This window comes from Cuspidothrix issatschenkoi CHARLIE-1, assembly GCF_002934005.1.
In the GTDB taxonomy this organism is placed as follows: domain Bacteria; phylum Cyanobacteriota; class Cyanobacteriia; order Cyanobacteriales; family Nostocaceae; genus Cuspidothrix; species Cuspidothrix issatschenkoi.
Genome location: NZ_PGEM01000031.1, coordinates 20,542 through 32,995, shown reverse-complemented (window position 1 = coordinate 32,995; position 12,454 = coordinate 20,542). Strand labels below are relative to the sequence as shown.

Genomic DNA, 12,454 nt, shown 5'->3' with positions numbered 1-12,454 from the left:
AAATGCAACTGTTTTGAGACTTCATTTGCCAAAACCTTGCACTTGCTTGTTCTTAAAATCCGCGAAACCCCTATTAATAAACGGTTATAGCTTTGTTCAGCAAACCCTAATTTAGGATGTGATTGTTTGTTTTGCAAAGAAGTAGGAATTCAAACTGAATATCCGGTGAATTATTCCCAAGTTGCTACATTGCGTAATACACTGGGAATTTCACCTTGTGAAAGTGGAAATTCTAAGGTTGTTTCTCTATAACCTAAATACCCAGATTCAGTAAATGATAAAAGCATTCTTTCTAGTGCAACCCAAACTTCTGGTTCGTATTCCCAATCACTATAACGTTTAGCACGTCCAGCAATGGAACGCAATGCCCAAAAGTAAGAATTTCTCACTACAGAACCACCTTTTTTAAATTCTGGTAGGTCTTGATAATCAATAAATAAAATGTTATTTTCAATTCTACATCTCATAAATAATTAATAAAATAGGACTTACAGCAGTTTGCGAAGGTATGAGGTATACATTTTGCGGGCAAGACTTGTACTGAGCTTGTCGTTCGCGTAGCATGGTGTTAGCCATAGTATACCCGCACCGCAAAAGTTTGATTATGGTTGTACCTCATTTGCATGAAATATGCTGTAAGTATTAATCTATCGCAGTATCCACTTTACATTTTTTCTCACGCAGAATCACGAATAAGTATTAAGATTTACAAATTAAAATAAGTCACCATAGGGCAAATTAAGGCTTTTACGTCATTCTTGCGTAACTTTTGCATAACTTTAGTATAAAAACTTTTACTAAAATAGTATTTTTTACTGTAGCCAAGTTGGCATAAGTCATTTTATGTATGAGAATGTAATATTTAATTTTTGAAGTACACCTGAGATGAGCATTGCTGACTAAAATCTGAATACAGTCTGCATTGTCCACCCTATGTAATCAAGATTTTTATAAATTATTTAGGGTTACATTATGTTTAATAATTCTGAAAAGCCTTTTGATTCCTCTTTAACAGGATTGGGTAATTCCCTAACTTATTTGGATAAAGATCCTTTCAATCCTAATCCAACACCACTTGGTTTAGGGCAACTCCCGCCTTTAAATACAACTCTTGATAATGCGGGAAATATCCTAGCTACAGCCCGTGCTGTTGGGACATTAACAGCAACTCGAAGTTTTAGTGACTGGGTAGGAAGTACTGATACTAACGATTACTATAGTTTCAGTGTGGGAACACCAAGTAACTGGAGTTTGAGTTTAACGGGCTTGAGTGCCAATGCGGATGTTCAATTACTCAATAGTTCTGGTAGTGTAATTACTACTTCTCAAAATGGTGGCACTACTTCTGAATCAATTGCTCGTCAGTTGAGTGCGGGTACTTATTATCTGCGGGTATATCAGTCTAGTGGTAATACTAATTACAGTTTGTCCTTAAATGCTACTGCTACACCTGTTGATAATGCAGGAAATACCCTAGCTACAGCCCGTGCTGTTGGGGCATTAACAGCAACTCGAAGTTTTAGTGACTGGGTAGGAAGTACTGATACTAACGATTACTATAGTTTCAATGTGGGAACACAAAGTAACTTTAGTTTGAGTTTAACAGGCTTGAGTGCCGATGCGGATGTTCAATTGCTCAGTAGTTCTGGTGGTGTAATTTCTGGTTCTTATAATTGGAACAGTTCCTCTGAATCCATTACTCGTCAGTTGAGCGCAGGTACTTATTATGTGCGGGTATATCAGTATAGTGGTAATACTAATTATAGTTTGTCGTTAAATGCTACTGCTGTTACACCTGCTGATAATGCGGGAAATACCCTAGCTGCAACCCGTGCTGTTGGCAGATTAACAACAACTCAAAGTTTTAGTGACTGGGTAGGGAGTGCTGATACTAACGATTACTATAGTTTCAATGTGGGAACACAAAGTAACTTTAGTTTAAGTTTAACAGGCTTGAGTGCCAATGCGGATGTTCAATTACTCAATAGTTCTGGAGGTATAGTTACCACTTCTGCAAATAGTGGCACCACTTCTGAATCAATTACTCGTCAGTTGAGTGCAGGTACTTATTATGTGCGGGTATATCAGTTTAGTGGTAATACTAATTACAGTTTGTCGTTAAATGCCACTGCTGTTGTACCAACACCAACTCCCACACCAACTCCGACAGATTGGTACAGTCAGAATCTACGAGATGCTCAAATTATCACTTTAGCCCGTTCCTTAGCTGCTGATGGTAATTTGAGTCGCAATGATATGATTGCCATTTTCCGTGATGCTAAAGATGGTAATGTAATTGATGCCAATGAGTTAAATGACGTACGGACTTTAGTTACAAACTCTACCCGCTTCACTATGGCTGATTCTGTGAGAGTCCTATCTAATAAGATTGCTAATAGTGACGTTGCTAACACTCGTTCCGGTATTGGTAACTTGTCTGCTGGTAGTAGTGGTACCCAAATGGAAAATCTGATTGGTAAGTGGTTCTTAGGAACTAATCGCCCAGTCACAGGTTATACCTATCAATATGTTAGTGGTTCTCTGTTCCAAAATGGTGCTAGTGCTGATGACATTCGCCAAGGGGCGGTGGGAGATTGCTATTATGTAGCAACTTTAGCTTCTCTTGCCCAGGAAAAACCTGCGTACATCCAAAATATGTTTACGGACAATGGTGATAATACCTTCACCGTGCGTTTTTATAACAATGGTGTAGCTGATTATGTCACAGTAGATCGCTACTTACCAACCTCTGGAAATTCTGCCGCTTATGCTGGTTGGGGTGGAGGCTCTGTTACTTCCACTAGCAATGAACTTTGGGTAGCTTTAGCAGAAAAAGCCTATGCCCAGTTGGCTGAATCTGGTTGGAGTCGTTCTAGCACTTCTAATAACTCCTATGCAGCTATAGAAGGTGGTTGGATGGATACAGTAATTCGCCAGGTAACAGGATTAAGTGCTACTTCCCAATCTGTCGGCAATATGACTCAAGCTCAACTGATTAATTTGGTTAATTCTAATCAGGTGTTAACAGCGGGTTTTGTCTATGGTGCTGGTTATGGTGTGGTTAATGGTCATGCTTACACCATTACATCTTATAATTCCACTAATCAAACTTTTTACTTACGAAATCCTTGGGGTTCTAGCCATGCTAATGTCACTTGGTCTCAATTATTATCTTTGAGAGCGATTGTTCAGTGGTCTAATACATAGACATAGTTCAAAGCAGTATAAATAATTAATGTTTATACTGCTGTTTACTGGTTTAATAGTGATTTGAATAATTGGAGGTGATGTGGTTGAAATCGTTATTATTGCTTTTTAGTTTATTCGGTTTTGACGGTATGGTAAATTCTTGTAATTATTTACCTAGAGATTTGTACAGTCAACCATCTTCACACTTACAGTCACAAGCTGTTAATAAGAAAGTTATGATTAAAGTTTCTTTACTGTCTCAAGAGAATAAATTACCACCTTTAGGTATTCCTCCCCAAAAGAATCGAGATATTGGTTTTGCGACTGTATTTGTCAACTTAGAAAATCATGATCTGAAAAATAAAACGGTGATCATTAAAAATATTGAAGTTCGTAATGTTTCTGATCATAAATTACAATCTTTTAGTTTTCAGCCAAAACAAATTGAATTAAAACCTTTAGAAAATTCGGTAATTGATATTCGTTTAACTAATAAAACTGGCTATTCTGGAAAAGATCGAGTAAAAGCAATAATTACCTATCAAATCGGAGAAGAAGTTAATAAAATTGAATCTCAATCTGTTGAGGTTGATAGACATTAGCTAGTACCGCAGGGCGGAATTAAAAATTAAATCTTAAAAAAGCTTACGCCATATTATTTTTGACTTTTGACTTTTGACTTGCGGTACTAGTGTGTTAACGAGTCAGGAGTCACCGAGTCACCGAGTCACCGAGGAAGAATTAGGAGGAGATAAGAATAGTCTCGAATCTGAGAAAGTGATAGGTTTTTAATGGTTTCAATGCTTATTCCTTGCACCTAATTCACTTTTTTAAACCTGAAACTCTTAATATATCTAGGTTTTTGGTTTATTCAGCAAGCCCTAAGTAGGTGAACCGAAAAATTTAAAGGTATGTGAAGAAAAGTAAAATCGCCGAAAACTCTCTTCTCCGTTGCCCCAACGACAATTTTTAACGCTAACCTACTTATTCCATTTTTTAAAGTGTATTGATATCAATACCTTTAGCTTGCAACTTTGCTAATAAGGTTTGATAATTTTGACGTTCTTGTTCTGCACGTTGATATTCCTGTTCTGCACGTTGATTTAATTCTAGAGATGTGAGGAACTTCCGTCCTTCAGGATAATAAATTTCTAAATTATTTGCTGTTAATTCAAACCGTATTCCTAAACGGGGACTTACCCAATTCTTGATTTCTTCAATCTCTTCTAGCCATGCTTGTTCAAGGATAAAACCTGTTAATTCGATTTTGTCTGGATTATAAACATAGTATTCTTCCACGCCATGACGTTGATAAAAAAGGAGTTTCTTTGCCATTTCTTGACTACGATTTCCTGGAGATAGAATTTCAAATACTACTTGAGGTGCAACATTATTTTCTTCCCATTGTTTATAAGAGCCTCTTTTACCTTTTGGTCTACCGAAAATCACCATAATATCAGGTGCTTGACGAGTTTTTACACTTCCCTCAACTGGATACCAAAGTAAATCACCTGCGATGAAAACATCATTTTCTGATGCAAATAATATTTCTAAATTTTCTTTAATTTTAACTATCCATTCATAATGTTCTGTATTATCAGCCATGGGATTTCCATCACTATCAGGGTAGATGATTTCTGGTTTGGTTTCTGGTGTGAGTTGTTGTACCATTTCTGTAGCTCCATTTTACCCAAGGTAAATAAATTTTTTAACTTGACAGTGGCACTGATGAATCTATTAGTAATTATATGTGAACTACCCACACTGATCTGAAGGTTTCCTGTCGAACAGAAAGCGTAGTAGTAGATTTCTTTCTTCCTCTATTACTTATCGCCTGTTTTCGAGCAGGTGAGAGGCTTCTGCTGTTTTAGTAAAATGTGTCAGGAATTGCTATGCTAAAACTATAATAACTATTAAGGAAACAATGCGATCGCCTACTCTGACCCCGACAATAACTGCTTTTCCCTTGGCTGCTGTGGTTGGTCAAGAAGCCATTAAGATAGCCTTACTTTTGACAGCAGTTGATCCCGTTTTGGGGGGCGTGGTAATTGCAGGTCGTCGTGGCACGGCTAAATCTGTGATGGCGCGTGCTATTCACGCTTTGCTACCACCTATTGAAGTTGTGAAAGGTTCTGTTAGCAACTGTGACCCCAACCACCCAGAAGAATGGGATGATAAGCTTTTAGCGGAAGAAAGACAAGAGATAGAGACGGAAATTATCCCTGCACCTTTTTTGCAAATTCCTCTGGGTATTACGGAAGACAGACTTTTAGGTTCTGTGGATGTGGAACAGTCGGTTAAACAAGGTGATACGGTTTTTCAACCGGGATTACTCGCTACAGCTAACCGAGGTGTGTTGTATGTGGATGAAATTAATTTACTAGATGACCAAATTAGTAACCAACTATTATCAGTATTATCAGACGGACGGAATCAAATTGAACGGGAAGGAATAAGTTTTCAACATTGTTGCAAACCGTTGTTTATTGCAACTTACAACCCGGAAGAAGGGGCACTCAGGGAACACTTACTTGATAGAATAGCGATCGCCCTATCAGCAGACGGAGTTCTGGGTATAGATCAAAGAGTACAGGCAGTGGAACAAGCGATCGCCTATTCCAAATCTCCCTCAGAATTTCTGCAACAATACAGCGAAGACATAGACTCCCTCAAAACCCAAATTATCCTAGCGCGGGAATGGTTAAAAGAAGTCACCATCACCCCAGAACAAATTACCTACCTCGTTAACGAAGCTATTCGCGCAGGTGTGGAAGGACACCGCGCCGAACTGTTTGCGGTGCGTGTTGCCAAAGCAGCAGCAGCTTTAGAAGGACGTAATACCGTTAGTGCTGAAGATTTACGTCGCGCTGTGGAATTGGTGATAGTTCCCAGAACCACGATCATTCAAACTCCACCACCAGACCAACCACCACCTCCACCTCCACCACCCCAAAGTCAAGACGACTCAGAAGAACAACAAGAAGACGAACAGGAAGAACAGGAAGAACAACAGGAAGAACAGGAACAGCAAGAACCTCCAGACATTCCTGAAGAGTTTGTTTTTGATCCAGAAGGGGTAATTCTTGATCCAGAAGTGCTTTATTTTACACAGATGGCACAACGTCAAGGTAAATCTGGCAGTCGCAGTATTATCTTTTCCGATGACCGGGGACGTTACATTAAGCCGATGTTACCCAAAGGTAAGGTAAAACGCATTGCCGTAGATGCCACATTGCGAGCCGCAGCCCCATATCAAAAAGCACGTCGTGCTAGACAACCAGATAAAAAGGTTATTGTTGAACAGGGTGATATGCGTTCTAAACGGTTAGTGAGAAAAGCCGGCGCTTTAGTGGTGTTTGTGGTTGATGCTTCTGGTTCAATGGCTTTAAATAGAATGCAATCCGCTAAAGGTGCGGTGATGCAGCTTTTAACCGAAGCCTATCAAAACCGTGATCAAATCTCTTTGATACCCTTCCGTGGTGAACAAGCAGAGGTGTTATTACCTCCTACCCGTTCCATCGCTTTGGCTAAAAGTAGGTTAGAAAAATTACCTTGTGGTGGCGGTTCACCTTTAGCACATGGTTTAACTCAAGCCGTGCGTGTGGGCATAAATGCCCAAATGGGTGGAGATATTGGTCAGGTTGTCATCGTTGCAATTACTGATGGTCGTGGTAATATTTCCTTATCTCGTTCTTTAGGCGAACCCCAAGAACCGGGAGAAAAACCAGATATCAAAGCGGAATTATTAGATATTGCTGCCAGAATTCGCGCTTCAGGGATGCAATTATTGGTAATTGATACGGAGAGTAAGTTTGTATCAACAGGCTTTGCCAAGGAATTGGCGAAAACAGCCGGAGGTAAATATTATCACCTACCAAAAGCGACTGATAAAGCGATCGCAGCTATGACCAAAGGAGCGATCGCAGATATGAAATCTAAATAGTTATTAGACCTGTCTATAAATTTAGGACTTACGTACTTTCGGTTCTTTTTGCGTAAGTCCTGAAATTATGTTTTTACCTTTAACTAATCAGGTTAAACTAATTTGTAGATAGGTCTATTTTTATCACCATTGAAGGAGAATGTAGTCAATGCAACTTCTAGCTCCAACTGAAGAAAAGATGTGGGAAAAAACACCATCTCTAAACCACATCACTATGTCTGATCAACAAATAAATGATAAATATGAAAAAGGTGAACAAAGAATATTAACTGAAATGAACCGGGAAAAGCTACCAGCTTTTGTAGAATCTTTAAAGAAACCCGGTTATATGGATCTTAGACCTTTTTATCAAAGAAGGAATAGATGGGATCCGAAAAAACAATCTCAACTAATAGAATCTTTTTTAATTAATATTCCCGTACCTCCCATTATTCTGTATGAAAAGAAATATAATGTCTATGAAGTAATGGATGGTCAACAGAGAATTACTGCTCTTAAAGATTTTTATGAAAATCGTCTGCAATTAACAGGTTTAGAACTTTGGCCAGAACTCAATAAACGTACATATAATACACTTCCTGGCAATATTAAAGCAGGAATTGATCGCCGTTCTATCTCGACTATAGTTTTAATTACAGAGTCAACATCTAGTCCAGAAGATGCTCTACTTCTCAAACAGCTTGCTTTTGCACGTATCAATACTGGAGGAGTAGAACTCAGTCGTCAGGAAATACGTAATTGTTCATTTTATGGTCAGTTTAATCAATTATTGCTAGAATTAGCAACTAATCCAATTTTTAAAGAAGCTTGGAATATACCTATTGATGATGAAGAAATTCAGAGAAATAACCTCTACAAAAAGATGGAGGATGTAGAATTAATTCTGCGTTTTTTTGCATTGCGTAATACCGATAAATTTAGTAATGGTATGGAGGGATTTCTCGACTTATATATGATGAAAAGTCTATCATTTTCTGGTCAAGATATAGAATTTCTTTCAGAAATTTTTATTAAAACTATAAATCTATCTCACCAAATATATGATGAGAATTTATTCAAACCTTTCGATCCTCAGTCTAATACCTGGAAGAATAAAGCATACAAAGCTTATTATGACGCAGTAATGGTAGGTTTTAGTAGACATTTAGAAAATGCTGATATTTTACTAGAACGTAAATCAAAAGTAATTGAAAGAACTAAAATTATGTTTAGAGAAGATAAATCAAAGCTGTTTACTGGAGGTGGGAAAACTAAGTCTGATATTCAAGAAAGAATTAGACTATTTGATGATATGTTATCTCAAGCCATAGCAGAGTAAAAAGCAATGTTTCAAAATCTGCTCATGGCTGTAAAAGCTAATATTTCTACAATTCGTTCCATCATTAAAACTAATGATAAAATTAGATACGTTGCTTTTGGAGATGTTTCTGAATACACAGAAGACACAAAAACAATTCTCATGGATATATTTCAAGATGTCCCTAAAGTAACAGATTGGCGTATTTATGATCACTGTGCTGTAGTCACTCGTTTATATGCTATTTACGAAACATTTGTAGAAGATTTAATTCGAGATTGGTTAATTATTTTACCAAGTTTATATTCAAATTATTCAAAATTAAATGAAACTATTCGTACAACTCACCAAAGTGGAGTAGGAAGACTGCTGCAAGAAATATTGAAGAAAGATAATATTAGATATGATAACCTATCTGTACAACAAGTTATTTACAGATTATTAAATGGAGAAAATGGTGAAGATAACTATGAACTATTACCACAAGCTTTTCTCTTTCATGAGCAGAATTTACGTAAAAATAGTCTAGAGAAATTATTAGCAAATGCTGGTATTTTTGATAGTTGGGGTTGGATTCTAAAACATAGATATGTAAAATATTTTATAGAAGAAATCAGAGCAAATGAAACCTCGATTGAAAAAGAACTCAATACATTAATTAGTTATCGAAATGATGCAGCACATGGAACAAATATAGATAATTGGTTAGCTGCTGAAGCACTGCTAGAATTATGTGATTTTGTTGAAAGTTTATGTCAAGCACTAACTGAATTAGTAAATTATCAGGTGCTTGAAAGGAAAAAATCAATTGGTCAAGCGCAAGAAGTTGGTAAAATTACAGAGTGGTTTAAAAAACGTCAAGCTGCTATTTTAACCGCAGATGGAAAATATTTACTGTCAGTTGGTAGCACTATTATTTTAGTTGGAGAATCCTACTGTCAAGAAGCTACAATAGAAAGTATTAATGGTGAGTCAATCCCTGAGATTAAAACAACCCAAGGAATGGAGATCGGGTTAAAATTTGATGTTGATACCAGAAAAGGATTAAAGCTATATCAATTGACAAGTTGAATTTGTACTCAAAACCAATCTTAAAACATCCTTAAATTCTGGAAATACTACTACTCATATTAAAATAGTAAAAATGGATTTTAAACCCATGACTCAAATAACATCAAAAACAGCAAGAAGAAGAGGAAGAATTTTTCCTGAATTAACTTTATCACCGGAAGAATTAGCTAAACGTGAAGCAGAAAGAGACGCATTTCACAAACGTTGTCGGGCAATTTTTGAGCGTGTGCGTCCTGAATTGATGAAAGAACACTATAACTGGTATATTGCCGTAGAACCTGATAGTGGTGATTATTTTGTTGATCAAGATATAGAAGTTGCTAGTCAGCAAGCACGAGAAAAACACCCTCATGCTGTACATTGTATGTTTCGACTGAATGAAATTGGAGCAGTTGGGAGAATATGATAGAGGGTTATTTTGGTGATGGGGGGCAGCTATTTTTTGAAATTGATTTGATTAATGCTCATGGTTTAAACTTACCTGTAGAGACTCTGTTAGATACTGGATTTACAGGTTTTCTAGCAATTAATAAACAAGATTTAGAAGCACTAGATTGGCAATTTATTCGTGAACAAGAATTGATAACAGCGCAAGGAGAAAAAACTTTTGATTTATATTTAGGTAAAATGATATTAGATAATCAAGAGTATGAACTTCCTGTTTATGCTGGAGATCAGTTAACGGAGATTTTATTAGGTTCGCTTTGGTTGGAGTTTTTGCCTTTAGTGGTGAATTTTGAATCTGGTGTTTTGACCTTGGGATGATTTTTTTGATAAAATAAAAATAGTAGAAATGGAGTTAAAAACATGACTCAAATAACACCAAAACAACCAGCAAAAAGAGGAAGGATTTTTCCTGAATTAAGTTTATCACCAGAAGAATTAGCTAGACGTAAAGCAGAAAATGAAGCAGAGTATCAACGTTATCGGGCAATTTTTGAAAGAGTGCGTCCTCAGTTGATAAAAGAACACTATGGATGGTATATTGCTATTGAGTTAAATAGTGGTAATTACTTGATTGATCAAGATAAAGAAATTGCACATAAAAAAGCTCGTGATAAATACCCAAATGCTGATCATTGCGTTTTTTGTTTAAATGAATCTGGAGCAACTGGGAGAATATGATCCAGGGTACATTTGGTGAAAAGAAGCAGCTATTTTTTGAAATTGAGTTAGTTACTAATAATGGTTTAAGTTTGCCTGTGGATGCTTTATTTGATAGTGGTTTCACAGGCTTTATGGCTATTAATACACAAGATTTAGACGGACTTAATTGGCATTATGTAGATAAGGAAATTCTGCGAACTGCTCAGGGTGAAATTACCTTTAAAAGATATTTAGGTAAAATGATATTAGATAATCAAGAGTATGAAATTCCTGTTTATGCTGGAGATGAATTAACGGAGATTTTATTGGCTTCTGCGTGGTTGGAATTTTTGCCTTTGGTGGTGAATTTTCCAGATGGTGTTTTGACTTTGGGATAATTTGGGAAATGAACCACAAAGGAACGAAGGACAGGAAGGGAAGAAAAGAAGAGAGAAGAAAGTTATTTTTAATTTATTGGTAAGTCTCGTAAATAATAGAATTTATCTGTTTTCCAGTTGTTGCCTTTTTCTCTTCCTAAGTAACCTGTTAATGGTGATGATAGTTCTATTAAAATTTCGTGCATTTCTTCTGGTTTTAGTTGTTGTGGTGGATGTGATCCAAAATATGCACCATGTAAAGCGTCAACTCCAGCACCAGCAGATTCTATTCCTGAGTTTTGTAAATAGTTTTTAACAAGTTGAATAATGTGCGATCGCAATTTAATCTCTTTTTCTACTTTATCTATATATTCATTAATTTTATCGTCAATTTGTCCCGGTTCTAAATATTGTTTTAATTCAATTAAGTTGATCGCACCTGGATATTTTGCTTTGAGTTCCACTAATTTTTGTAATGTCATAGCTTTAATAATACTTACTTTCCATCCTTTGGAGGATTTGAGATTATCTGAGGTAGCGTTACCTGGACCTATTACTAATTTTGGTGAATTCAGAAATTTATCTGCACCTAAGTGCATTCCACCTAGTTTAAGTAATTCCTCAATTGTACCACTAGGAATAGTTTTACCTGCTTTACATTCACATACTAACGGATAAGGTTGGGAACAATATAAATCTAATCCTCCCGCACCACCTTTATAAGCATTTTCTACTTTAAACCCTAAAAATTCTAAACTTTGACGGGAGATGTTTTCAAAGTCTGTACCCGCTTGATAGTTGCTTTTACCTTCATCTTTTTCTATGCTTCTATCTCCTAAAGCTGCAATTGTTTTTATCCAGGATAATTCAGATTTTAGGTTATTTTTAACAGGTTCGCTATTCCATCCTAAAAATACTCTAATTTCCTGTTCTAATTGTTGCGCTACTAGGTTATTATTAGCTATTTGTGATAATGCACTTTGTAAATCTTCTAGTTCAGGATGTAGGGGAGGTTGGCGGTTTTCTAATTGTTTTTTACGTTGATTAAATACATAATCACTTAATACAGGTTTATTTTCGGAAACATAAATATTATTAGGTAAACCGACAAATTTTCCTAGTTTATCTTGAATATTAGGAATAACTGGAATTTCATAGGGTTTATCTAAATGATAAACTCGCAAATAAGCCAGGAAAAAATGCGGACGATTTTGTAATATTTCCTCAAATTTTTCTAGTTTCCAGATTGTTAATTGAGATAAAATATCTAATGGTGTTGTTTGATCTAGAATTTCGCAAAGTTCACATTTAGCCCATGCTTTAATTGAAAGCACATTTACTGATGTGTCAACAGGATAAAGAGCAAAGTTTTGCCCAGAAGTCAGCAATTTACGAGGAATTGCGGCAATAATTTGCCCTTGTATTAAAGCTTCAACATCGGGCGCAGGTAAACATAAAGCGTTATAAATTGAAACGTATTTATTCATAATT

12 protein-coding genes are annotated in these 12,454 nt (G+C 36.3%); 9 read left to right on the top strand and 3 right to left on the bottom strand.

What is annotated here, in order from left to right; translation table 11 throughout:
• Window positions 1-170: 170 nt before the first annotated feature.
• Window positions 171-467, bottom strand: a complete 297-nt coding sequence (locus CUN59_RS05520) for a hypothetical protein (protein WP_104386891.1) — start codon at window positions 465-467, stop codon at window positions 171-173.
• Window positions 468-972: 505 nt separating this feature from the next.
• On the opposite strand from CUN59_RS05520, the gene CUN59_RS05515 reads away from it, so the two are divergent.
• On the top strand, window positions 973-3,207 hold the full coding sequence (locus CUN59_RS05515) for a pre-peptidase C-terminal domain-containing protein (RefSeq protein WP_104386890.1): 2,235 nt from the start codon (window positions 973-975) through the stop codon (window positions 3,205-3,207).
• An 86-nt stretch (window positions 3,208-3,293) separates the two neighbouring features.
• Window positions 3,294-3,791 carry a hypothetical protein gene (locus CUN59_RS05510; RefSeq protein ID WP_104386895.1) on the top strand — a complete coding sequence of 166 codons (498 nt, stop codon included), beginning with the start codon at window positions 3,294-3,296 and terminating at the stop codon, window positions 3,789-3,791.
• Window positions 3,792-4,185: 394 nt separating this feature from the next.
• On the opposite strand, the gene CUN59_RS05505 is transcribed toward CUN59_RS05510, so the two are convergent.
• Window positions 4,186-4,860, bottom strand: a complete 675-nt coding sequence (locus CUN59_RS05505; protein ID WP_104386889.1) for a Uma2 family endonuclease — start codon at window positions 4,858-4,860, stop codon at window positions 4,186-4,188.
• 253 nt (window positions 4,861-5,113) lie between these two features.
• Here CUN59_RS05505 and bchD point away from each other — a divergent pair, with 253 nt between their 5' ends.
• From bchD to CUN59_RS05470, 7 genes are all read left to right on the top strand, one after another.
• Window positions 5,114-7,132 (top strand): magnesium chelatase ATPase subunit D, encoded by a 2,019-nt coding sequence (gene bchD / locus CUN59_RS05500; RefSeq protein WP_104386888.1) that lies wholly within the window; start codon window positions 5,114-5,116, stop codon window positions 7,130-7,132.
• Between the two features lie 148 nt (window positions 7,133-7,280).
• On the top strand, window positions 7,281-8,450 hold the full coding sequence (locus CUN59_RS05495) for a DUF262 domain-containing protein (protein WP_104386887.1): 1,170 nt from the start codon (window positions 7,281-7,283) through the stop codon (window positions 8,448-8,450).
• 6 nt (window positions 8,451-8,456) lie between these two features.
• Complete coding sequence (locus CUN59_RS05490; RefSeq protein ID WP_104386886.1) at window positions 8,457-9,500, top strand: MAE_28990/MAE_18760 family HEPN-like nuclease; 1,044 nt, start codon at window positions 8,457-8,459, stop codon at window positions 9,498-9,500.
• Window positions 9,501-9,588: 88 nt separating this feature from the next.
• Window positions 9,589-9,906, top strand: coding sequence for a hypothetical protein (locus CUN59_RS05485; protein ID WP_104386894.1), 318 nt, complete (start codon window positions 9,589-9,591; stop codon window positions 9,904-9,906).
• Window positions 9,903-10,265, top strand: coding sequence for an aspartyl protease (locus CUN59_RS05480; protein ID WP_104386885.1), 363 nt, complete (start codon window positions 9,903-9,905; stop codon window positions 10,263-10,265). The genes CUN59_RS05485 and CUN59_RS05480 overlap by 4 nt, the downstream gene beginning before the upstream one ends.
• A gap of 42 nt (window positions 10,266-10,307) precedes the next feature.
• The gene (locus CUN59_RS05475; RefSeq protein WP_104386884.1) at window positions 10,308-10,625 is read left to right on the top strand and encodes a hypothetical protein; all 318 of its coding nucleotides are present in this window, start codon (window positions 10,308-10,310) and stop codon (window positions 10,623-10,625) included.
• Window positions 10,622-10,984 (top strand): aspartyl protease, encoded by a 363-nt coding sequence (locus tag CUN59_RS05470; protein WP_104386883.1) that lies wholly within the window; start codon window positions 10,622-10,624, stop codon window positions 10,982-10,984. The genes CUN59_RS05475 and CUN59_RS05470 overlap by 4 nt, the downstream gene beginning before the upstream one ends.
• A gap of 68 nt (window positions 10,985-11,052) precedes the next feature.
• On the opposite strand, the gene CUN59_RS05465 is transcribed toward CUN59_RS05470, so the two are convergent.
• Window positions 11,053-12,450, bottom strand: a complete 1,398-nt coding sequence (locus CUN59_RS05465) for a DUF1802 family protein (protein WP_104386882.1) — start codon at window positions 12,448-12,450, stop codon at window positions 11,053-11,055.
• Window positions 12,451-12,454: the final 4 nt, after the last annotated feature.

Coding starts and splice junctions, on each gene's coding strand:
- CUN59_RS05520 (WP_104386891.1), bottom strand. CDS start 467: ATGAGATGTAGAATTGAAAATAACATTTTATTTATTGATTATCAAGAC.
- CUN59_RS05515 (WP_104386890.1), top strand. CDS start 973: ATGTTTAATAATTCTGAAAAGCCTTTTGATTCCTCTTTAACAGGATTG.
- CUN59_RS05505 (WP_104386889.1), bottom strand. CDS start 4,860: ATGGTACAACAACTCACACCAGAAACCAAACCAGAAATCATCTACCCT.
- bchD (WP_104386888.1), top strand. CDS start 5,114: ATGCGATCGCCTACTCTGACCCCGACAATAACTGCTTTTCCCTTGGCT.
- CUN59_RS05495 (WP_104386887.1), top strand. CDS start 7,281: ATGCAACTTCTAGCTCCAACTGAAGAAAAGATGTGGGAAAAAACACCA.
- CUN59_RS05490 (WP_104386886.1), top strand. CDS start 8,457: ATGTTTCAAAATCTGCTCATGGCTGTAAAAGCTAATATTTCTACAATT.
- CUN59_RS05485 (WP_104386894.1), top strand. CDS start 9,589: ATGACTCAAATAACATCAAAAACAGCAAGAAGAAGAGGAAGAATTTTT.
- CUN59_RS05480 (WP_104386885.1), top strand. CDS start 9,903: ATGATAGAGGGTTATTTTGGTGATGGGGGGCAGCTATTTTTTGAAATT.
- CUN59_RS05475 (WP_104386884.1), top strand. CDS start 10,308: ATGACTCAAATAACACCAAAACAACCAGCAAAAAGAGGAAGGATTTTT.
- CUN59_RS05470 (WP_104386883.1), top strand. CDS start 10,622: ATGATCCAGGGTACATTTGGTGAAAAGAAGCAGCTATTTTTTGAAATT.
- CUN59_RS05465 (WP_104386882.1), bottom strand. CDS start 12,450: ATGAATAAATACGTTTCAATTTATAACGCTTTATGTTTACCTGCGCCC.